The organism is Shewanella benthica KT99, assembly GCF_000172075.1.
Taxonomy (GTDB): Bacteria; Pseudomonadota; Gammaproteobacteria; order Enterobacterales; family Shewanellaceae; genus Shewanella; species Shewanella benthica_A.
The window spans coordinates 12,703-35,667 of the sequence record NZ_ABIC01000043.1; the positions used below are offsets into that span (position 1 = coordinate 12,703).

Annotated in this window: 18 protein-coding genes and 1 pseudogene; 7 read left to right on the top strand and 12 right to left on the bottom strand. The window is 46.8% G+C overall.

Going from position 1 to position 22,965, the window contains the following annotated elements; translation table 11 throughout:
- Positions 1 to 95: 95 nt before the first annotated feature.
- Complete coding sequence (locus tag KT99_RS21780; protein WP_100067689.1) at positions 96 to 314, top strand: hypothetical protein; 219 nt, start codon at positions 96 to 98, stop codon at positions 312 to 314.
- Here KT99_RS21780 and KT99_RS16210 read toward each other — a convergent pair.
- Positions 288 to 1,409: an anhydro-N-acetylmuramic acid kinase gene (locus KT99_RS16210; RefSeq protein WP_005502118.1), complete on the bottom strand. Its 1,122-nt coding sequence runs from the start codon at positions 1,407 to 1,409 to the stop codon at positions 288 to 290. The genes KT99_RS21780 and KT99_RS16210 overlap by 27 nt on opposite strands.
- A gap of 83 nt (positions 1,410 to 1,492) precedes the next feature.
- Entirely contained in the window at positions 1,493 to 2,923 is a 1,431-nt protein-coding gene (locus tag KT99_RS16215; RefSeq protein ID WP_005502119.1) for a peptidoglycan DD-metalloendopeptidase family protein, read from the bottom strand.
- Between the two features lie 137 nt (positions 2,924 to 3,060).
- Here KT99_RS16215 and tyrS point away from each other — a divergent pair, with 137 nt between their 5' ends.
- Positions 3,061 to 4,257 (top strand): tyrosine--tRNA ligase, encoded by a 1,197-nt coding sequence (gene tyrS / locus KT99_RS16220; RefSeq protein WP_005502120.1) that lies wholly within the window; start codon positions 3,061 to 3,063, stop codon positions 4,255 to 4,257.
- A gap of 125 nt (positions 4,258 to 4,382) precedes the next feature.
- Here the strand turns inward: tyrS and KT99_RS16225 are convergent, their stop codons facing one another.
- The 6 genes from KT99_RS16225 to mtnN form a co-directional block, all read right to left on the bottom strand.
- On the bottom strand, positions 4,383 to 6,017 hold the full coding sequence (locus tag KT99_RS16225; protein ID WP_005502122.1) for a peptide MFS transporter: 1,635 nt from the start codon (positions 6,015 to 6,017) through the stop codon (positions 4,383 to 4,385).
- Between the two features lie 221 nt (positions 6,018 to 6,238).
- Positions 6,239 to 6,721 (bottom strand): nuclear transport factor 2 family protein, encoded by a 483-nt coding sequence (locus KT99_RS16230; protein WP_005502123.1) that lies wholly within the window; start codon positions 6,719 to 6,721, stop codon positions 6,239 to 6,241.
- Positions 6,722 to 6,731: 10 nt separating this feature from the next.
- On the bottom strand, positions 6,732 to 7,352 hold the full coding sequence (locus tag KT99_RS16235; protein ID WP_005502124.1) for a trimeric intracellular cation channel family protein: 621 nt from the start codon (positions 7,350 to 7,352) through the stop codon (positions 6,732 to 6,734).
- The gene (locus tag KT99_RS16240) at positions 7,349 to 7,726 is read right to left on the bottom strand and encodes a DUF2721 domain-containing protein (protein WP_040572114.1); all 378 of its coding nucleotides are present in this window, start codon (positions 7,724 to 7,726) and stop codon (positions 7,349 to 7,351) included. The genes KT99_RS16235 and KT99_RS16240 overlap by 4 nt, the downstream gene beginning before the upstream one ends.
- A gap of 95 nt (positions 7,727 to 7,821) precedes the next feature.
- Complete coding sequence (locus KT99_RS16245) at positions 7,822 to 8,805, bottom strand: cobalamin biosynthesis protein CobD/CbiB (protein ID WP_005502130.1); 984 nt, start codon at positions 8,803 to 8,805, stop codon at positions 7,822 to 7,824.
- Positions 8,806 to 8,860: 55 nt separating this feature from the next.
- Complete coding sequence (gene mtnN / locus KT99_RS16250; RefSeq protein WP_005502132.1) at positions 8,861 to 9,553, bottom strand: 5'-methylthioadenosine/S-adenosylhomocysteine nucleosidase; 693 nt, start codon at positions 9,551 to 9,553, stop codon at positions 8,861 to 8,863.
- Positions 9,554 to 9,860: 307 nt separating this feature from the next.
- Between mtnN and KT99_RS16255 the strand changes: the two genes are divergently transcribed.
- Positions 9,861 to 10,808, top strand: coding sequence for an IS1595-like element ISSbe1 family transposase (locus KT99_RS16255; protein WP_005502138.1), 948 nt, complete (start codon positions 9,861 to 9,863; stop codon positions 10,806 to 10,808).
- Positions 10,809 to 10,841: 33 nt separating this feature from the next.
- Here KT99_RS16255 and KT99_RS16260 read toward each other — a convergent pair whose 3' ends face one another.
- Together KT99_RS16260 and gltB are read right to left on the bottom strand one after the other, a co-directional pair.
- Positions 10,842 to 12,248: an FAD-dependent oxidoreductase gene (locus KT99_RS16260; RefSeq protein WP_005502140.1), complete on the bottom strand. Its 1,407-nt coding sequence runs from the start codon at positions 12,246 to 12,248 to the stop codon at positions 10,842 to 10,844.
- Between the two features lie 85 nt (positions 12,249 to 12,333).
- Positions 12,334 to 16,782 (bottom strand): glutamate synthase large subunit, encoded by a 4,449-nt coding sequence (gene gltB / locus KT99_RS16265; RefSeq protein WP_005502142.1) that lies wholly within the window; start codon positions 16,780 to 16,782, stop codon positions 12,334 to 12,336.
- Positions 16,783 to 17,305: 523 nt separating this feature from the next.
- Between gltB and KT99_RS16270 the strand changes: the two genes are divergently transcribed.
- From KT99_RS16270 to oxyR, 3 genes are all read left to right on the top strand, one after another.
- The gene (locus KT99_RS16270) at positions 17,306 to 18,232 is read left to right on the top strand and encodes a TIGR01212 family radical SAM protein (protein WP_005502144.1); all 927 of its coding nucleotides are present in this window, start codon (positions 17,306 to 17,308) and stop codon (positions 18,230 to 18,232) included.
- Between the two features lie 173 nt (positions 18,233 to 18,405).
- Positions 18,406 to 18,771: an Hpt domain-containing protein gene (locus KT99_RS16275; RefSeq protein WP_005502146.1), complete on the top strand. Its 366-nt coding sequence runs from the start codon at positions 18,406 to 18,408 to the stop codon at positions 18,769 to 18,771.
- A 209-nt stretch (positions 18,772 to 18,980) separates the two neighbouring features.
- Positions 18,981 to 19,892, top strand: coding sequence for a hydrogen peroxide-inducible genes transcriptional activator OxyR (gene oxyR / locus KT99_RS16280; RefSeq protein WP_005502148.1), 912 nt, complete (start codon positions 18,981 to 18,983; stop codon positions 19,890 to 19,892).
- A gap of 77 nt (positions 19,893 to 19,969) precedes the next feature.
- On the opposite strand, the gene KT99_RS16285 is transcribed toward oxyR, so the two are convergent.
- Entirely contained in the window at positions 19,970 to 21,055 is a 1,086-nt protein-coding gene (locus KT99_RS16285) for an adenylate/guanylate cyclase domain-containing protein (protein WP_040572110.1), read from the bottom strand.
- Between the two features lie 122 nt (positions 21,056 to 21,177).
- The gene (gene mutH, locus KT99_RS16290) at positions 21,178 to 21,852 is read right to left on the bottom strand and encodes a DNA mismatch repair endonuclease MutH (RefSeq protein ID WP_040572115.1); all 675 of its coding nucleotides are present in this window, start codon (positions 21,850 to 21,852) and stop codon (positions 21,178 to 21,180) included.
- Between the two features lie 337 nt (positions 21,853 to 22,189).
- Here mutH and KT99_RS23640 point away from each other — a divergent pair.
- Positions 22,190 to 22,959: pseudogene (locus KT99_RS23640) on the top strand (ISAs1 family transposase).
- Positions 22,960 to 22,965: the final 6 nt, after the last annotated feature.

Sequence of the window (22,965 nt, forward strand, 5' to 3'; positions counted from 1 at the left end):
CTCATTTATTGGGTTTACGCATCTTTCGGGCGATCATATCATTTCGAAGGGAGGATATAGAGTAGATTTTTAACGGTGGGAGAAAAGAATGGTAAATGGAAAAAGTGCACCGACTCGAAGGCGTTGAGTACGGCGCACCGATTACGCTTAGTTATACCATTCCGTCATCGATGGGCCTTGAATTGAAAAAACTGAGAGTCTCAGAACTGACCAGATACTTATATGGAATGGTATTAGTCTTTTGTGTTGAAAAACTTATCGTTAAAACCGAGGCCGCAGGATTTATTTTACGCTGCCGGGAAAAATGCGCCTAACACAGCCTCTCGACTCGCTCCAGTTACAGCCGGTAGATTTCCCGGCAGCCTGTTGTGGAACCGCATAGCAAGCCAGGCGAAGGCGATGCCTTCGACCCATTGTGGGTCTATCCCCAGCTCGGATGTGGTACTCAATTTGTACTTAGGTAACAGCTTAGCCAAGCGCCTCATCATCTCACCGTTGAATGCGCCTCCGCCGCAGACAAACAGCTCTCCACTCTCTGATAGCGCTAAGGTATCTTTAGCTATGCTATGGCAGGTTACATCGAGCAGCGTCGACTGGATATCGGCTTGGTTAAGATAACCAAACGCCGCGGTCTGCTGCTCGAGCCAAGCTTGGTTGAACAGCTCTCGCCCGGTGCTTTTGGGGAAGTCTTGAGAGAAGTATGAGTGAGATAGCAGATGCTTGAGCAGCTTCTCATTGGTGGTGCCACTGGCAGCCCATGCACCGTCCTCGTCGTAGGCTTGTTGTAACGCCTGTTGGCACCAGGCATCTATCAAGGTATTTCCCGGCCCGGTATCGAAGCCTATGACCTGACGGTCAGCAGAAGGTTTGTTTGAGGGGAGGAAGGTGATGTTGGAGATGCCGCCTATGTTGAGAATGATCCTCGGCGTGTCTGTTGTGGCAAATATCTCTTGATGAAAGGCTGGCACTAAGGGAGCACCTTGTCCACCTAAGGCGATGTCTTTACGCCTGAAATCGGCGATAACATCGATACCGGTAGATACTGCTATGGTATTGGGATCGCCGATTTGCAGGGTGAATCCCATATCGAGATTGGGCATATGTCTGACGGTTTGACCATGGCTGCCAATGGCGATCACTTGCTCTTTGGCAATGCCAGCCTTGGCTAGTAGGGCGTTGACGGCCACAGCGAATAACTGTCCCACGCTACGATCGAGTTGTCCTAGCAGGTTTATTTCGTCATTGCCCGGGAGGCAGAGGCGCTGTAAACCATTTAAGGTATGTTTTGGAATTACCTCACTATGCTTGGCTACGAGTCTGGGTTGTTGCTTGCTAAAGTCGACCAAGACAGCATCGATACCATCCATGCTGGTACCAGACATCAAGCCAATATAGAAGTCTCTGCTCATTGTAATATTTCCATTATCGTTCGAACAAGTAAGCGGGAATATCAGTTATTCCCGGGCCAGGCTAGGGGGTAAATGCGTTAAGATTATTGTATTGAGGCTAGCTGGATCTGCTTGTCCTGTTGAAGTTTAGCCATGATTTGCTTACTTAGCGCCAAAAATTTGGATTTTTCTGACTTGGTGATGGGCAATGATTTTGGCAGTTTGACCGTTCTAGGGTTTCTGTGCGTGCCATTGACGATAAATTCATAGTGCAGATGTGCACCTGTGACACGGCCCGTAGAGCCAAGGGTGCCGATGATCTGTCCCTGTTTAACCGTCTCTCCTTGCCTGACCTTACGCTTCTTCAGGTGCAAGTATTTAGTGGTATAGGTGTCGTTATGTTTGATAAAAACATAGTTACCATTGTATTGGTTGTAGGCTGACTTTATCACTCGGCCCTTACCCGCAGCTTTAATGGGGGTTCCTACCGCGGCGACATAATCAACTCCTCTATGGGCTCTGACTTGACCTGTGACCGGATGTAAGCGCTTAGGGTTGAAGCTTGAGCTAACATATTTGAAATCGACGGGGGAGCGCAGGAAGGCCTTGCGCATGCTACGTCCATCTTCCGAGTAATAGTTGCCATCCGTGTAGCGAACTGCTGTGTAGCGATCGCCCTGGTTACTAAATTCTGCGGCTAAGATATTACCATTCCTGAGAAATTCACCATCGGCATATTCTTCTTCGAAGATGATGGAAAAATTATCTCCCCGTCTGATGTCCAACGCAAAATCGATATCCCAACCGAAGATTGTCGCTAGCTGCATGATCTGGTTTGGGGTTAACCCTGCGCTCACGCCTGCATTCCAGAAGTTATTGTTAATGGTCGCGCTGGAAAATTTATTGCGGCTGTCAACTTTCTTGTTTGAAATATGTTCAAAATAGCCTTTGTCATCTCTATCGATTACGAGAGTGGATATGGGGTTGATATGGTAACTCAGTTGTAAAAACTCACCGGCATCATCTTTCACTATGATGATCTCTTCACCCGGTATGATCCTCAGCAGGTTTTTCTTTGCTTTTGGCAGTTGGGTTATCTCATAGACATCTCTCGAGCTTAATCCGGCGCGATTAAATAGCGCCGCTAGGGTATCACCACTCTCTACTTTGAAATGCTTTACGTGTTTCTTTGGGACTTGTTGACGGTTTAATCCGTCGATGGATCTCTCAGGTTGAGGCGAGCTCGGGGTATTTGAGTCGGTAATAGTCTGCCGAAGATCCGATGGTGGCGTCGGTGTGCGAAAAGAGAGAGGTGTCTTAAGCTGGGCTAACTTATCGGCACTCATATTTGAGCTGTCACTGCTGTCGCCATTGCCCAGCTTAATTGTGCCGGAAAGTTTGGAGTTGGTGTCCTTAGATGCATGGGGATCACCTGAGGGTAAAATAACTATGATTAAGGTCGCTAACACTAAGAAACACAAGAGTATTTGATGCACTTTCGGCAGTAATTTTAACAGTGTTATAACCTTTCCCATCGAACATTTTCCTGTTGATCTCAGTCGCAATTTTTTTGCTTATAGTGATCCCCTTAGTGTACACACTTTCAATTGTGCTGGCTAACAAGTAACATGACTCTTTATTTTTGAATGAGCTCCCAGGAGTAGTTGGCGAGATGGCTGATTTAGACCAAGCATTTGCAGAGATTAAACGCGGTACCGATGAGATATTACTCGAGGCGGAACTGCTGGAAAAATTGAAAGAGGGACGTCCCTTACGTATTAAGCTTGGAGCCGATCCAACCGCGCCGGATATTCATCTTGGTCACACAGTGATCTTAAATAAGATGCGCACTTTCCAGGAGCTAGGCCATGACGTAATCTTCCTGATCGGCGATTTCACCGGCATGGTAGGCGATCCCAGTGGTAAGAATAGTACTCGTCCTCCACTGACTCGCGAGCAAGTACTCGCTAATGCAGAAACCTATAAGCAGCAGGTGTATAAGATTTTAGACCCGGCTAAGACGCGCATCGTGTTTAACTCGACCTGGCTAGAACCATTGGGCGCGGCGGGCATGATCCGTCTCGCTTCTAAGCAAACGGTTGCGCGTATGATGGAGCGAGATGACTTTAAGAAGCGTTATGCTTCGGGTCAGTCGATAGCCATTCATGAGTTTATGTATCCCTTGCTACAGGGTTATGACTCGGTAGCCTTGGAAGCCGACGTCGAACTGGGCGGTACCGATCAGAAGTTTAACTTGCTGATGGGACGCGAGTTACAGAAATCTGAGGGGCAAAAGCCTCAGACCGTTATCATGATGCCATTGCTTGAAGGCCTGGATGGCGTGAAGAAGATGTCCAAGTCTGCGAACAACTATATCGGTGTGAGTGAGCCTGCCGGTGAGATGTTTGGTAAGATCATGTCTATCTCTGATGTGCTGATGTGGCGTTACTTCGAGCTGTTGTCATTCCGCCCTCTTGCTGAAATTGAGCAGTTTAAGGCAGATATCGAAGCCGGAGCCAATCCGCGTGATATCAAGATAGCCTTAGCGAAAGAGATCATCGCACGTTTCCATGATGAAGCCGCTGCGGACGCTGCCCATCAGGAGTTCATCAATCGTTTTCAGAAGGGGGCTATCCCGGATGATATCGAAGAGGTTGAGCTGAGTGTGGGTGACGGTATCGCCATCGCCAACTTGCTCAAGGAGCTAGGCTTCGTCAAGTCGACCTCGGATGCCATGCGTATGATCAAGCAAGGCGCGGCCAAGATAGACGGCGTAAAGATTAAAGACACACGCCTGCAGCTCACTGCCGGTACGAGCGGTATTTTCCAGGTCGGTAAACGTAAGTTTGCCAAGGTGACCTTGGTTTAAACCTATCAGCCTCTAGGACTTAGGTTCTAGAGGCTTTCGTCATCTCACTTTGTGTCATTCAGGATGCAGTCCGTCTATCAGCTTGCCCTGTAAGCGTCAGATCCTTTCTTCTTTTGCCCCTTATCTTAACGCACGCCGTGCATGTATTTCTTCAAAATCGGCGAGATCAGCAGCATCAATATCCCGAAGCAGATACCTGTCCACATCAAAAATTCGAACAGCTGAGTGTAAGTGCTGACGGCCTGACTTATGTCCATGTTTTTAGGATCAGATGTGTCTATGGCGGCCAGTTGCCCCAAGCGCATGGCGACGGTTTCAGACAGGGCTGTCGCCAGAAACCAGACTCCCATGGACAGGCCCACTACTCGATGAATGGCCAGTTTAGTCACGGCAGACAGGCCGACCGGTGACAAACATAGCTCGCCTGTGGTGTGGAGCAGGTATGCTAGTACTAACCACCAGAGACTTATTTGTCCAGCCTCGTTTGGATATCTGGCACCTACAACCAGGGCGCCGAAGCCCAGGCCTGCCTGGATTATTCCCAGACCGAATTTAACCGGAATATTGGGGTTTAACTTATGTTTATCCAGCCAGACCCATAATGCGGCGAAGGGCAGTGCCAACAGCATGATAAAGCCGGCATTGAGGGAGCCAAATTGCCCCGCGGCTATCTCTATGCCTCCCAGGTTTCTGTCTACTACGCGATCGGCGTACAGAGTCATGGAGCCTGCTGCTTGTTCAAACAAGGCCCAAAATACAATGGTGGAGCCGATAAGCACCATCAAGACTATCATCTGGTGCATCTCCTCCTTGGTGCCTTTCAAGACTGCATAAGCAATCAGGCCAGCGCCTGAAACCAGTAATAGCATCTGCTGCGCGGCGAAGACCACGGGCTCATGTTGGATTATCAGCCAGAACATCGACAAGCTGAGCAGCGCGGCCAGATAGATGAGGTGTTCTCGGCTGAAGACCCATATTACTTTTTCGCTAAGCAGCTTAGGATCGCCAGGCTCTGCCAGACCTCTGAGGTATTTCTGTCCCTTGAGGAAGGTAAACAGGCCTATCAACATGCCGACTCCGGCGGCGCCGAAACCGTAGCCCCAGCCGAAGGTTTCCCCCAAGTAAACGCAGATAATCGTCGCGGCGAAGGCGCCGATATTAATCCCCATGTAGAAGATGGTGAAACCAGATTCTCGACGGGGATCATCCTTATCATAGAGCTGGCCGACGATAGTGGAGATATTGGGCTTGAGGAAGCCGACGCCAACGACGATCAATGCCAGCGCCAGATAAAAGACGTTGAGGGCGGCGAGATCGCGTATCTGGACTGTTTCGGACAGCACTGTGCCTGCGAGTATGACGCTACCGTCATTGAGGGTGATATCGGCGACAAGTTGACTCCCTGCGGCGTACTGCACAGCTTGGTGTCCTTCGACTGCCATCAAGAAGTGTCCCATGCACAGGAGAATACCACCGAATATGACCGCCTTGCGCATGCCTAAGTACCTGTCGGCTAATAGGCCACCTATGACAGGAAGTGAATAGACCATGCCTGCGTAGGAGCCTAATACCTCGAGTCCTGCACCGTCGGAGAACAGATGATATTTAGTCAGATAAAGAAGTAGCAGGTATTTCATGCCATAGAAGGAGAATCGTTCCCACATCTCGGTGGCGAAGCAGACATATAATCCTTTAGGATGGCCTAAAAAATCATCATTGATTAACTGTTCCTTGCTTGGCGAATCTTGAGTTGGCTCCATGAACTTACCTCACCAGCTTGCGTTAGAACGCATTAAACACAAGTTTGCGTATTGGTATAAATACTAGTACATGGAGGGGATTTGCATTTCAATCAGAAGTGAAGCAAGTGAGATGGGATAAAAGGCGAGCCCAATCAAGGGGGAGTGAAGGTGTTAGAAAAGGTCAGGCTAGGTTGTCAGAAGTGAATGCGCCTTAGAGCCGAGGAAATTGATAATCGGGCTTATTGTACTGCCAGTTGATCGGCCATGGTTTGATAATCCATCAGGTCTTCATGTTCCTCGACCCGGCGATTATCCATATCGAGTTTGACCGTGGTGACACCTGGGATTGCCAAGTCGATAATCTTACCGGGTTTACCAAATTGATCTCCGGGTCCCCGGTAGTGGTAGCTGCCTATCATCACGACCAAGGAGCCTGAGTTAAACATATGTTCGATATTAAAGCCGTATTCGAGCACGCCCTGATGGGCGCGTCTCAGAAAGCTAATAATGTGCCTGCGGCCGGTATAGGTCTTGCTTGCGGTTCTGTCTTTGAAGACGCTATTTCTGTCATAGAAGGCGTATAATGCCTGGTAATCGTGATCTGTGACTGCCTGAATATACTTCACCGCCAATTGTTGTTCGAGTGGCATCTCTTTGGTGTTGGCTACCGAAGGTAAGCAGATAAAAGCAAGCACAAGGCAAAGGCAGCGTGAGATCATCATAGTTAATTCTTTAAGTTTTTCTCAAATCGAATGCAGGCAGAGACAGGTGCCATCTAATGGCGGCGAGTCTGATGCAAAGGGCCACCGTCATGGAGACTAGCATCGCATACATATTATCGACATCTAAGTAGAGGCTGACGCTGTAACAGATCCCACCTAAGATAGATGCGGTAGCGTAGATCTCGGTTCTCAATATCATAGGGACCTGACGGCATAACAAGTCTCGAATCATGCCTCCTCCCACGCCAGTTATCAAGCCCATTACGACGGCTATCATGCCACCTAACTCGAGGTTTAGCGCTTTCTCGGCGCCAATTACCGTAAATAGAGCCAAGCCCAGAGCATCGGCTATGGGTAGCGTATGCTGAGGGACCTTCTTAGGTCTTCGCACCAGAATCAAGGTCAATAACACTGTGATCAATATCACTATGATATAGTTGGGATCGCGGATCCAAAATACCGGCGTCGTCCCCAGGAGGGCATCGCGTATGCTACCGCCACCGATGGCGGTGACCGAGGCGAGTACTATGACTCCGAAAGGGTCCATGCGGTGTCGCCCCGCGGCTAGCGCACCCGAGAGCGCAAAAACGGCGGTGCCACAGAGATCGAAGCAGTAGATCCACTCAATCATTCGCCCATCTCTTTCAGGTGAAGGTTGAGGGCATCGACCGAGATGCGGATCTCAATCACGGAGAGCAGCAGTGAGTAAAGCAACAAGAGTAAACTAGAGCCGAAGATAAACGATCCGATTTTATTGAGTCCGATATAGATGAAGATCATGCAGAGCACGCACAGGGCGAAACTCATGACGCCGGCCTCTTGCATGCGCCTGATGATACTGATACGCCGACGTAAGTTTTTTAATTGCTCACTATGAACTGGCTTGCCGTCACTGCTCAAGCTTCTTATCAAGGCCGCAAGGGCAAAGAATCGGTTGGTGTAGGCCAGCAACAGCAAGGAAATTGCCGGGAATAGCAAAGCGGGAGTCGTTAAAGATACATGAATATTGTTGAACAAATCGTATGGCCTATGTTGGAGTGTATTGAGCTGATGATGAGAATGATACCTATGGATAAGCATAAGTCTAGACTGAAGGACGTTTAAGTCTGTAAATAACGCAGTGCAGCCCAGATGAGTGGGATCAGCATCAGAAAGCTGAGCCAGAGCCTATACCCTGTGCTGGCTAATTTTATGGCTGCAGAGATAGCCTGGCTATCGGGCTTAGGGCCATAAATCAGCTTGGTGACTTCGACACGCTGATTGTTAAACTTCATCGGTCCACCCAGCTCTACCTTAAGTACGGATGCGGCTATTGCACAGGTGTTAGTGCAGTTATAGAGGGGGCCCTTATAGGATAAGGGCTTAAAAAGCAAAAGGATGCTCTTAGGACCACCTTGAATCGCCAGAGTGAAATTCCACAGCCCGTTAGGGACGATAAATAGGGCGGCGCTAAGCAGGTTAATGGGTTGACCAAAATGGGTGAATTTAGGGTTAATCGCTGGCCAACATAGCTCAAGCTTCTTTATCATTCGAGTGGCGAGTACCAGAGGCGCACCACCGAGACTATAAAATAATATCGTTGAAACTGTGCCGTAAACCGGTGTTGTGACCAATTTTTCTATGGTCGCCTTGCTGATGCCAACACTGCTTAATTGTTGTGTATCTCGATATAACCACAGAGAGAGTAGCTGTCTGGCGAGGGGGTTATCTTCTCTACTCAATGCCTGTCTTACCTCACCAGCGACCTGTTTAAAATTATCATCATTTAAGCAGATATAGAGAATGATAAATTCGAAAAACCAGGGGAAAGCGGCAAGTTGCAGCAAGAAGTAGACGATGGCCCAGAAAGGCAATATCAAGAGTATCGCCGCCATAGAACCAGCGATAACTTGTTGAGAGGGCGACCGGTTACTGTGGACCACTTTTTTGGCCAACTCTTTAGCAAGTATGCCGAACCAGGCTATGGGCTGAAACTCTCTGGGCAGTGACGCTAGGCGGGACAGTAATAAACTGACAAGAAGGATCATGGTTCCTTGATAAAACACTCTGTCGTTGAGTAGCTGCTGGGCAAACTCTTGAACCATGATAATGACCTTGCTGGGTTTTTAGTAATGAATAAATTTTAATAAAAAATAGTATTTATAAGTGTTTAAGTAAAGCCATCACCATTAAGGCTGACTGGTGGCCCGCCTTGACTAGGTAAGCTTCAAAATCTACCGGAGAGTCATTATTAGCATTATCCGATAGTGAGCGGATGACGACAAAAGGCAGCTTAAACTGGTGGCAGACTTGAGCGATGGCAGCACCTTCCATTTCGCAAGCAGCCATGGTCGGAAAATGGCTGAGCATGATCTTAGTACGCTCAGGATCGCAGATGAAACTGTCACCGGTACAGATCAAACCTTGAATGGCTTTCACATCGTCAAGACTGGCAACCGCCTTCATCGCGGCGTCCATTAATTTTTTATCGGCAAGGAAAGCGGCGGGTTGGCTGGCCATCTGGCCTATCTCATAGCCAAATGCGGTGACATCGACATCATGGTGTCTGACTTCTGTGGAGATAACGATATCACCGATAGCCAGTTCATCGACGAAACCACCGGCTGAACCGGTATTGATCACGGCATCGGGAGCATATTTTTCGATAAGTAAGGTGGTGGCGATACTGGCGGCGACTTTTCCTATGCCGGAGCGGGTGACTATCACTTCGGTGCCATCTAGCGTACCTGCGATAAACTCGATGCCCGCAATTGTCTGTGACTGTGAAGACGACATAGCAGCGATAAGATGAACAACCTCTGGCTCCATGGCGCCGATGATACCGATTTTCATTGAGTAACCTTAAATATGTGTGAAGCAAAATTTGATGGCGGCTAACTAATACCGATTTTCATTGAGTAACCGTAAATGTGTGAAGCAAAATTCGATGGCGGCTAATATAACATAACTTGCTGAGTAGAATTAGGCAGATTATTTTTTGCCGGCAAAAAAAAGCACATCAATCGATGTGCAAATAACAAGCAAAACCTTGTTTGCAGCAGGCGTTAATCCAATCTATATGGCATAAGTTTACCTGATTACCCACTATCGTCAGCCATTGTTATACTGTAAGTAATCCCAGTTGTGTTTGAGGTGCAAAATGGCCAAAAACAAAGTGCAGTTCCAAAAAGGGTATAGCTTAATTGAGCTATTTAAAAACTACGGCTCAGAAGAACAATGCTCCGCCGCCTTGTTCAACTGGAAGTGGCCACATGGCTTTCAATGCCCGGATTGTGGGTCTTCAAAATACTGCTCGTTAAAAAGCAGAAAACTTTATCAATGCAATCATTGTCACCACCAAACTTCTCTGACCAGCAATACGATTTTTGCCAGTACTAAACTTCCATTGCAAACGTGGTTTATTGCCATCTATCTGATAACACAATCAAAGACTGGTTTATCAGCATTAGCGTTGAAAAGGCAAATTGGCGTTTCGTACAACCCTGCCTGGAAAGTAAAGCAAAAAATCATGCAGGTCATGAAGGAACGTGATGATACTAAGCCACTATCTGGCATAGTCCAGCTCGATGATGTGTATTGGGGTGGCGAACAGCATGGAGGTAAACCGGGAAGAGATTCCAGCAACAAAACACCTTTCGTAGTAGCCATATCGTTGACCGATGATGGCCAGCCATTACACATGAATATGAATGTTGTGAATGGTTTTAAGACCCAAGAAATAAAGAACTGGGCAGATATGCATCTATCAGATGGGTGCACTGTAGTATCGGACGGATTGGCGTGTTTTCGAGCAGTGACACAGTCCCACTGTGCTCACGTTAGTCTTGTTACTGGAGGAGGGGCGAGTTGTGTAGAGATTGAAGCTTTTCGTTGGGTCAATACAATGATAGGTAATGTTAAAATGTCCCTGCACGGTGCTTACCACTCGATTAGCGCCGAGCATCTACCGCGATATCTTGGCGAGTTTTGTTATCGGTTCAATCGGCGTTTTAATCTAACTGAATTATTGCCACGATTTATGAGTGTGGCAGTTAGAACGCCACCTATGCCATATAGACTGTTAAAGATGGCTGAGCCTCATGGGTAATCAGGTCAGGTTATGAACCTATATTGTTTGTCTTCACTCAAAGGTATTGAGAATACCCAGTGCTGCATCTCGCCCCTCGGCGATAGCTGTCACGACTAAATCTGAGCCACGCACCATATCACCACCGGCAAACACCTTAGGGTTGGTCGTTTGGAAGGGATTATCGGCAGCTTTCGGTGCCACCACGCGTCCCCATTGGTCAAGGTCAACATTATGATCTTTGAGCCAGCTAGCTGGGCTGGGCTGGAAACCAAAGGCGATGATGATGGCGTCGGCTTCGAGTAAGGCTTCACTGCCCTCTACCGCCTCGGCGCGGCGGCGTCCACTGGCATCGGCAGCGCCCATTTTGGTTTCGACGCAGGTGATACCGGTCACTTTTCCATCTTGGGTCTCGATAGATACAGGCTGTCTGTTGAAGAGGAAGTTGACGCCTTCTTCTTTAGCATTTTGCACCTCGCGGCGAGATCCCGGCATGTTGGCTTCATCACGGCGATAGGCACAAGTGACCTCTTTAGCCCCCTGACGAATCGCGGTGCGAACACAATCCATGGCGGTATCACCACCACCGAGTACCACGACCCGCTTGCCTTCCAGGCTCAGGTAAGGTGATTCGGTATCTTGGGTACCCATGATGTGATGGGTATTGCCTATCAGGTAAGGTAGCGCCTGATGAACGCCTTGGGCATCTTCACCAGGCAGACCGGCCTTCATGGCAGTGTAGGTTCCCATACCTATAAATACGGCGTCATAGTCATTGATTAAGTCGTCGAATGGCAGATCTTTACCTATGGTCACCCCCAGCTTGAATTCGATCCCCATGCCTTGCATTATCTTGCGGCGAGTCGCCATCACGGCTTTATCCAGCTTAAAAGCCGGGATACCATAGGTGAGCAGGCCGCCAATCTCAGGGTTCTTGTCGAATACCACTGCTTGGACACCGTTGCGGGCGAGAATGTCGGCGCAGCCCAGTCCAGCGGGGCCGGCACCAACAATGGCGACGCGCTCTTTTCTGGCGACGACTTTACTCAAATCGGGGCGCCAGCCCTGTTCGATGGCAGTATCTGTGATGTACTTTTCTACGTTGCCGATGGTCACGGCGCCAAACTCTTCGTTGAGCGTACAGGCGCCCTCACATAATCTGTCCTGTGGGCAGACCCGGCCACAAATCTCAGGCAAGGTGTTAGTCTCATGCACCAGATCTGCCGCTTCTAATATGCGTCCCTCTTCAGCCAGTTTTAGCCAGTTAGGGATATAGTTGTGCAGTGGGCATTTCCATTCACAATAAGGGTTACCACAATCGAGACAGCGATCTGATTGCTCTTTTACCTGGCTTTGAGCGAACGGCTGATAAATCTCAATGAATTGAGTTGTGCGCTTCTTTACTGGGTGCTTTGCCGGATCGATACGATCGACTTCGATAAATTGAAAATCATTGCTCATCGCGTTATTACCCCCGCTGTAAGGTTTAATGCTGTTTTCTCATGCGTAATCACGATAAATTTAACATCATTTTTCATCATATTATTTACCCCGTGATCACTTTTAGTTCAGCTTGCTGGTTCTCGAGTCTCAATAGATCTGCGAGCGGAACATTCTTAGGTTTGACTAACACGAAGCAGTCGAGCCAATTTTCAAAATCATTCAACAACATTTTTGCGTGTTCACTGCCCGTTTCGGCTAGGTGTTCCTCTATGAGGCCCTTCAGGTGCTGTTGATGTATGGGAGAGTCGAGTTTTTGAGTATCGACCAGTTCGGTGTTAACTCTGCGGTTAAAGCGGCCAAAGCGGTCGAAGACATAGGCGAAACCACCTGTCATACCGGCGCCAAAGTTAACTCCTGTCTTCCCCAGCACCACGACAATTCCGCCAGTCATATATTCACAACCGTTATCGCCCAGGCCTTCAACGACTGCAAGTGCTCCCGAATTTCTGACTGCGAAACGTTCCCCCGCGATTCCGGCCGCAAATAACTTGCCGCCAGAAGCGCCATAGAGGCAAGTGTTACCTATGATCGATGAGCGCTCACTGTGGAAGTTGCTACCTAGGGGAGGGTGTATGGTGATCTTACCGCCGGACATGCCCTTACCGACATAATCGTTGGCATCACCACAGAGAGTTAACTCTATGCCAGGACTGTTCCAAACACCGAAGCTTTGACCGGCGCTGCCATGGAATTGCAGCTTAATGGGGGCTTTAGCTCCCTCTATCCCCACTGTGGTGGCCACGAATCCAGACAGTGCGGCACCAACAGAGCGATCTATATTGCCTATTTCGAAGCGAGCGCTTAGTGGCTCGCCTTGTTCAACGGCGTCTCTGCACTTGGCTAAAATCTTTTGGTTTAGCTCACCAATATCTGCGGGTGGATTTCGCTCTTTCCAGGTGGCAGCGCTGCCTTCTGGGACTTTTGGGGTGTACAAGATAGGGCTTAAGTCGAGACCTTTTTGCTTGGGAGTATCGCCTTCCAGTGCGTGTAACCAGTCGCTACGACCCACCAGTTGCTCAAACTCGGTGACGCCTAAGGCCGCCATCTCTTCACGAATTTCTCTTGCAACGAACTCGAAATAGGTCATCACACGCTCGGGAAGGCCGTGATAATGCTCGTTTCTGAGTTGTTTATTTTGAGTTGCTATGCCTGTGGCACAGTTGTTTAGATGACAAATACGCAGGTATTTACATCCCAGGGCTATCATAGGCACAGTACCGAAACCGAAGCTTTCCGCTCCTAATAAGGCTGCCTTGATGACGTCTCTGCCTGATTTTAAACCGCCATCGACCTGGAGGCGGATCTTATGACGCAAGCCGTTCTTCACCAGAGACTGATGCACTTCGGCCAGTCCTAGCTCCCACGGGCTGCCGGCGTACTTAACTGAGGTAATTGGGCTGGCACCGGTACCACCATCGTAACCTGAGATGGTGATCATATCAGCGTAGGCCTTGGCCACGCCTGTGGCTATGGTGCCAACGCCAGGCCCTGAAACCAATTTAACCGAGATCATCGCCTTAGGATTTATCTGTTTTAGATCGAAAATTAGCTGAGCCAAGTCCTCAATCGAGTAGATATCATGGTGCGGTGGTGGCGATATCAAGGTCACTCCGGCTTTAGCGTTACGCAGACCCGCGATCTCGACACTCACCTTATCACCGGGTAGCTGGCCGCCTTCACCGGGTTTTGCCCCTTGGGCTATTTTAATCTGTAACACTTCGGCATTAACCAGATAATGGGCGGTGACGCCGAAGCGACCTGAGGCAATCTGTTTAATCTTAGAGTTACCTTCGGTGTTGAATCGACGTGGATCTTCTCCGCCTTCTCCCGAGTTAGAACGGCCGCCGAGTCGATTCATCGCTACGGCGAGCGCTTCGTGTGCCTCAGGACTCAGGGCGCCAATACTCATGGCTGCACTGTCAAATCTTGTATATAAATTAGTGGCCGACTCGACACTGTCTAACTCTACTGCTGGCAGCACTCCCTTAACTTCGATAAGATCTCTCAGAGTCGCTACTGGACGCTTGTCTACCAGTTCGGTGAAGCGCTTATAGGTTGGGTAATCTCTGTCTTTCAAGCAAGCCTGAAGCGTGTTGACTACATCCGGGTTGAAGCTGTGATACTCACCGCCTTCGACGTACTTCAATAACCCGCCTTGGCTTAAGGGCTGGTGTGCTTGGAAAGCGATTTTATGCAGCTTGAGCTGATCTTGCTCAATTAGGTCAAAACTGGCCCCTTCGATACGGCTAATCACGCCATTGAAACAAAGATTAACCACATCGCTTGCCAGGCCTATGACCTCAAATTGTTGACTACAACGGTAGGATGAAACTGTGCTGATCCCCATCTTCGACATGATCTTTCTCAGACCCTTATCGATACCTTGGCGGAAATTGAGCATCAATTTACGTGTGTCGGCGATATTGCGCTTCTTCGCTAGGGCACAGATAGATTCATAGGCCAGATAGGGGTAGATGGCTGTGGCACCGAATCCGAGTAGCACGGCAAAATGATGCGGATCTCTGGCCGTTGCGGTCTCGACCACGATATTGGTGTCACAACGTAGACTCTTGTTGACGAGTACATGCTGTATGGCTCCTACGGCCATGGCGGCAGGAATGACCTGTTTAGACTTGTCGGTGGCTCTGTCGGATAAGATGAGTAGAGTGGTTCCTGTTCTGGCCAGTCTCTCGGATTCGTCACAGACTCGAGTGATCGCTTTCTTTAATCCTTCACTCAAGTCATAGTTCAGATCTATGGTGTTGGCACGATAATACATCGAGTCCAAGGCCATGAGCTGATTGAAATCACTGTAAAGTAACACCGGTGAGTTAAATATGACACGATAGGCATGTCCCGTCGTCTCATTAAATAAGTTCTGCTCTCTGCCTACGCATGTGGTGAGAGACATCACGTGCTTCTCTCTCAATGGATCGATAGGTGGGTTGGTGACTTGGGCGAATTTTTGTCTAAAATAGTCATATATCGTACGAGATTTTTTCGACAGCACGGCCATAGGCGTATCGTCACCCATAGACCCCGTGGCTTCTTCGCCTTTTTGGGCGAGCACCCAGATGACGTCTTGTAACTCTTCCCGGGAATAACCAAATTGCTTGTGGTATTGCAGCAGTTGCTCATCGCTGAATTCACTCCCTCCCTGTGCCTCATTGGGCAGATCTTCGGCAGGTGTCAGGATCTGACTATTCTTAGCCATCCATTCTTTGTATGGGTGACGACGTTTAAGGTCGTTATCGATCTCAAATGAAGAATACAACTGACCATTGAGTGTATCGAGCACCAATAGTTCGCCTGGGCCGACACGACCCTTCTCGACAACTTCGTCGGGGGCGTAGTCCCATATTCCGACTTCAGATGCCAGGGTGAGTATTCTATCTTTGGTTATCACATAGCGTGATGGGCGCAGGCCATTGCGGTCGACCGCACAGGCCACATGTCTGCCGTTTGTCATCACTATGCCCGCTGGACCATCCCAAGGCTCCATATGCATGGAGTTGAAGTCGTAGAATGCTTTGAGCTCTTCATCCATTTCAGGGTTACTTTGCCAGGCTGGTGGGATCAACAGGCGCATGGCTCTGTATAGGTCCATACCGCCGGCGAGTAACATCTCCAACATGTTATCCAGAGAAGAGGAGTCAGATCCCGTTTCATTGACGAAAGGGGCCGCTTGTTGAAGATCGGGAAGAAGCGGCGAATTGAACTTGTATGCACGGGCTCTTGCCCACTGTCTATTGCCTGTGATTGTGTTGATTTCACCGTTATGGGCCAGATATCTAAAAGGCTGAGCCAAGGGCCATTTGGGTGAAGTATTAGTCGAAAATCTCTGGTGGAATAGACAGATAGAGCTTTGGAGGCGAATATCGGCTAAGTCGAGATAAAATGCCGGTAGATCCACCGGCATCATCAAGCCTTTATAGACGATAACCTGACCAGAGAGGCTGGCAACATAAAATTCTTCATCGTGAGTCAGTTGCTGCTCTAAACGGCGTCTGGCCATATAAAGACGACGTTCTAAATCCTTTTCCCGCCAACCTATGGGAGCGTTAATCAGTGCCTGATAAATCTGTGGCTGGCTCGCCTTACCGATAGGCCCTAATACATCCGGATTGACGGGAACCTTCCGCCAACCAGCTACACTTAAGGTTTCTTTTTCCAGCTCGCGCTCGAGAAGCTGTTTGGCTTCCTCGGCGAGTTTGTCATCTTGATTGAGGAAGAACATGCCCACCGCAAATTTACGGCTCAGATGCCAATTATTTTCTGCGGCAATGGCTTCAAAAAACTTAACCGGCATTTGCATGAGTAAGCCACAGCCATCACCTGTGCGACCGTCGGATGCAATACCACCACGGTGTTTCATACGATCCAGCCCCTGGATTGCAGTTCTTATTATTCGGTGGCTGGGTTCACCGTCCATTTGGGCTATTAGACCAAAACCACAATTGTCTCGCTCAAAACTGGGGTGATACAAGCTCATACACGACTCCATAAACTATAACTAAAATACTACTCGGGGAAATTCTTGTAATATATGCACCCGAACCATTCAAATTACCTCTTGGTCGTGCAAAGGTCAAACCGGATCACTGCATAAAACATGGTTATAAAAGCCTGTTCGATGCTGGTTTAACAACACCTTTACGTTAACGTAAACTGTGAGAATTGCTGTATAACATTATGAATAAAAATAATTTTAGTTTTTGTTGAATATTGATTTACCAAATGATAACAAATTTAAGTTAATATTTCATTCTAGTAAAAGTGATTTTTTTTGCATGTACAGTGAATTATTCTTGAGTTTTATGTGTGATTATTTATGCGTGAGTAGTGATTTAAGTCGCGTTGTTTGGCCTGGTTTTGACTAGATCCCGTTAATCTTAGTCAAATCGAACGTCTTGAGAGTAAAACTTTTGACTGTCAGGAGTTTGATATAGCGCGATGTTTACCCTGAGAGGATGAATTAAAATATATGATTGTTTTCTTGGATAATAGAGTAAAGAGTGGGACTGGATCATTACGTCAATACCTTTGGTGTTGCTTGTAAGAAGCAATATGGAGAGAAGCTTAAAAAATTAACCATAGATGCAAAATTTACTTGCCCTAATAGAGATGGCACCTTAGGCAAGGGTGGGTGTACCTATTGTAATGTGGCTTCTTTCAGCTTTGAACATGGCACTGAACTTTCCATACAGGAGCAACTCAAGTTAGGCCGTGAGAGGGCTAAGGGGAGATCTTCGAAATATATCGCATATTTTCAAGCTTATACCAGTACATATGATGAGTATCGAGTCCTGAAAGCTAAGTATGATGAAGCCATCAGCGATGCCGATATTGTCGGGCTTTGCGTTGGTACTCGACCGGATTGTGTGTCTGATGAAGTGATAGATTTACTCCTGAGTTATCAAAATCAAGGAATAGAAGTCTGGCTCGAGCTGGGTTTACAGTCGGCGAATGATAAGACCCTTAAGCGGATCAACAGAGGGCACACATATAATGACTACCGAGATACCGTACTAAGAGCCAGGGCAAAAGGGCTTAAAGTTTGCACCCATCTTATTCTTGGGCTACCCGGTGAAAGTCATCAAGACTATTTATCTTCTCTCGAAGCCGTGCTCAGTACCGGTGTCGATGGCCTTAAATTACATCCTTTACATATTGTCGAAGGCAGTACTATGGCTAAAGCATGGCGAAATGATCGTATGTCATTATTAACCATTGATGAATATGCTTATAGTGTTGGAGAGTTGATCCGCTATACACCCAAAAATATTATATTTCATCGTGTTACTGCTTACGCTAAGAGGCCCATGCTACTGGCCCCTGACTGGTGTGCATCTCGTTGGGATGGGCTGGTGGCGATAGTGAATGATTTGAGAGTAAATGGGGAGCAGGGGAGTTATTTGAATGTTAAGATAAACTCGCTTTAGAATCTAAGGCATTGGAGTTAAATTACAGATTTAATCAACAAATAGTTAATGATTAGTTAAAACGTATCGGTTTTTACTGACATAACGCTCAATTAGTTGCACCAGCAATTATAGTGGGTATTATAGGGTAAATAGTCTTTAATATAGTCAAAGTTTTTGAGAGGTGCCTGAAGATGGCAACAGCTGAAATAGAATCAATTTTGGATCTTAATACACTAGAACAATACTGTAGCGCTATAGGTGCTGGTACCTTGTTGAAAAGTGTCGTGTTATTTGAGCAACTAATGCCAGAATATGTTGGCAATCTGGTTAATGCCAAAGAAGCGCAAGATAAAGATACATTATGCTCTGAAGCTCATAAATTTAAAGGGGCAGCGGGTTCTGTCGGTCTAAAGCGGATACAGCAATTTGCTCAGTTACTCCAGCACGGTGAAGAGGCCGCCTGGGCTACTGAACATGATGTTTGGTTACAAGCCATCGTTGATCATGCTAGCCAAGACTTGGCCGAGCTTAAGCAATATTTAGAGTCTAAAGCTTAATTATTAAATAAGCATTGTTACCTCTTGCTAAAGCATGGGGTAAAGAAAGCCCCGATGACCCAAGATACAGATTGGGTCACCGGGGCTTTTTTAATGGTTTAAGTCGATTCTGTTCACATATTGGCGATAAGACCTAGTCGTTTTACTTGGTCTATGTGGTAAAGTTAAATTGATTTTTAGGATAAACATTGTTGTTGGTAATCGATTTTATGAAACATTTGCCCAGTTTGAAAAACCTTTTCTATTTGGTTAATTTGCATCAAGAACAGAATTTTAATAGAGCTGCTAAGGTGTGTCATGTCAGCCAATCAACGCTTTCGAGTGGTATTCAAAATTTAGAGGAGCAACTCGGTCATCAGTTGATTGAGCGCGATCATAAGTCATTTATCTTCACCTCCATTGGAGAGGAAGTCGTACAGCGTTCGAGAAAATTACTGACTGATGTCGATGATCTAGTTGAACTTGTGAAACATCAGGGTGAGCCTATGACCGGAGATATCCGACTCGGTTGTATCCCAACCATAGCGCCCTTCTTGTTGAGTAAGGTGGTTAAGCATTGTCAGAGTACCTATGCTGATTTAACGTTATTCTTGAAAGAGGATACCACTGAGCGTTTGTTGGATGCCTTGGGAAAGGGCGAGTTAGACCTGCTACTGCTGGCTCTACCTGTGGATACCAGTGGTTTTCATCGTATGACGGTGGGGATAGATCCGTTTAAGCTTGTTGTTCATGAGGAACTGACGGATGTCATACACGAACCCTTGGATTATGAATCTCTGCCCGATCAAAGCATCTTCCTGTTACAGGCTGAGCACTGTATTACCGGTCATGCCGTGAGCGCCTGTGAGCTTGCTAATAGTGCAAAGGTCAATCCGTTCGCTGCAACGAGTCTGCATACCTTAGTGCAGATGGTGAACAGTAAGCTTGGAACGACTTTTCTGCCGCAGATGGCTATCGATGCCGGGATCTTAAATGATACTGAATTGAGAGTGATGCAGCCTCCGGGTGAAGCCCCATACAGAGAGATTGGTCTGGTGTGGCGTAAGACATCGAGTCGAATATTAACCTTTAGAACCTTAGGCTTAGCGATTCAAAATATATTGGAACATAAAGATAACTGATCCATATCGCCATCTGGATTACTTGATGGCGCTATTGCTGTTTTGGCTCGATACTGGATACTTCTGTCTAGTGTTGCTTACCCTTGAGCTTGATCGGATTTAGGTACCACACTGAAGACCTCTGTCGAGTGCTGCTTACCCTTGAGTTTGATCGGCCCTAAGCTGGTAATCTCATATTGGCTGGTATCGGTATCTACTCGGGATGCGAGAGAGCCCGATATCAACATTCTGTGTCCTAAGGGATTACATTGATCTTGGAGTCTGGCTAAGGTATTTAATACATCACTGAAGAAGCTTATCTCTTGCTTCTGCACGCCAACCACAGCTGCCACAACCTGACCACAATGAGCTGCACACTTAAATTTAGGCACGAACCCGTACTGCTCTTCAAAATATTGCCGTTGCCATTTAAGCTGCTGACTGAATTCATAGTAGATATTGAAGCTGCGGTCTTTCTGAACTCCGAATTCTAAGGGCCAATGGATCAAGACTGCATCACCCATATATCGATAAATCTCGGCTTCGTTGTCGACGACAGTGTCAGAAAGTAAGCTAAAGCTGTCTTGGATCAAGCGACTAAAGCGATAGTCGCCTAAAGACTCGGCATGAGTCGTTGAGGCTACCATGTCTAAATACAGAAATAATCTCTGTTCATATCTGGGTTTATGGTATTTACCCAGGCCAATATTGAGCAATACTCTGGGTCCGACTAAGAGTGCCATCTGTTCGATAAAGGCTAAACTAACTCTGACGACAATGAGATAGACGATCAAAGCTTGGAACGAGGGGCTGTGAAGAATATGCGCAGTCAACATCTGCCTCAAGGTAGACATATGGTTTTCTATGGCCCACATATTCAAGAATTGGGTCATATAAGCAAGTGTGGTCGCACCAAGCAGTAGAAATAGACCTTTAAAAATAACAGAGAATATATATGGCAGTCTGTTAATTGCACTAAAATCGGCAATCAGATTCGACAGCCAATGTAGGCTACCGAATATGATCCCCATATAAATGGCGAGTGTGGCGAGATCTGCGGTTCCTACCGCCCATTGAGGCAGGTCTGGGGTTTGGGCATACCTGAAAAACACAAACGCCGCCATGGCTATTCCCCAGGCGGAAATCGCAAAAATAAGCTTTTTTGCTTGTATACGTGCTCTCACTGTATCTAAGTTTTCCTAACGTAGGTCTATTGGTTCAGGATGCGCTAGTCTATAGAACATGACCCTATGTTTTCCACTAGTATTTGTGATCTCGGTCAAATGAAGATGATATCGGTTAATATTTAGTTAAAAAAACGCTCAAGTATCGATTGGGTAAAGGGGGTTTTAAGATAAAAACCTCTAGGGTTGGTCAATTTCTTTGATCCATCTTTAGCGATACTCTGGGTTACTGAGCGACTATTTGCGCCCTTCGGCCTAAGTTGTAGCACTTCACCATGCCTGGCAGTGAGCTCTCGTACCTGCCCCATGGCAATGAATTCCATTATCTCTTCCCAATCTTGCTTCAGCAGTGCGAGTTCATCTGGTGTTGGAGACCATAAAATGGGAGTGCCTATCTGTCTTTGGGCTACTGGGATGTTACGGTTTCCTTGTATCGGAACCCAGAGCACGGTCTGTAATTTATGATAGACAATGCTTTTTTCCCAAGTCAGGCCTTGTATATTGACCAAGGGAGCAACAGTCACATAGGTGGTCTCTATTGGTTTTCCTTTGTCATCGATGGGGATCGTCTTTAACTCTATACCTAGATGCAAGAAATCCTGCTCAGGTCTTGAACCAGCAAGAGCCCCTAGTTCATATTCGATCAACTGACCTACCCAGCCCTTATCTCTTTTAAGATCGGCTGGAGTGGTGAATCCGTGAGAATCGGCAACTTGACCTAGAGTCAGGCCTGCCATGCTGTTGGCTCGTTGCATCAGTTCTTCTATTGTTTGGGGGGAGGGAGGCGTTGTTTTCATTTGCAGGATTTTACCTAAGATATTAGATATTACCATTTAATTTAAACATCTGGTCGTTAAATGTACTGATTTGAGTTTGTTAATAACTTTTGCCAACCATATTCACTTAAGTCACTAAAAAAATTGATATATCTTTCTATATTTTTCGACGTAAGTAATCAATTTGAAGATTACATTATTCTTGCCCCTACTTTTTCAACATAGTTATCCACAGACTCATTGGATAAGTCAATTTTTAGTCACCAAAGTCGGAAAACTCTCACGGAAGATCATTATAAATTGAACTTTATGCTCAAGTAGCGATCAGATCACCAAATACTCTTTTTTGGTGATGTTAATGACTGCTACTTTTTTAAAACATTTTGATTTGACTGCGGATCCCCGTATTGAGCGTTGTAAAAAACATAACTTATTAGATATTGTTTTACTCGCTATAAGTGCGGTTATGTCAGGCTCTGAAGGATGGGAAGACATTGAAAACTTTGGACATCTAAAGCTTGATTGGCTTCGTCAGTATCGTCCTTTTAAAGCAGGTATTCCTCGGCATGACACTATTGCCCGTGTTATCTGCCGATTAAAAGCGGATGAAAAAGAGATAGCAAAGCTAATCGTTAAGCAAAAGGCTGATTATATTCTAGCGCTTAAAGGTCATCATTCTGGTCTACAGGGTGAATTAAAACAAGACGTTGTCAGCAAGTGCTGGTTAATAAAAGTTGGTTAAATAATAAATATCAGTGGGTTGGCTTAAAAAGCATTATCAAAGTAACATCAGACGTACATGAAAAAACGACAGGTAAAGAGACCACTGAAACACGTTGGTACATTAGCTCATTAGATTTAAATGCAGAGCAGGCGTTATCTTCTGTGCGAAATCACTGGCAAGTAGAAAGTATGCATTGGGTGTTAGAGATGACATTCAGAGAAGATGAATCACGGTTCCGTAAAGGCCGAGGTCCGCTTGCTTTTAATGTGATGAGAAAAATAGCAATGACCTTGTTCAAGCAAGAGCAGACAACACGCGCGAGTATAGTGGCTAAAAAGAAGATGGCAGGGTTGGACGACGAGTATCGCTCAACCCTGTTAGAGTCAGGGATTAAAATGCGCTAGCCGTGG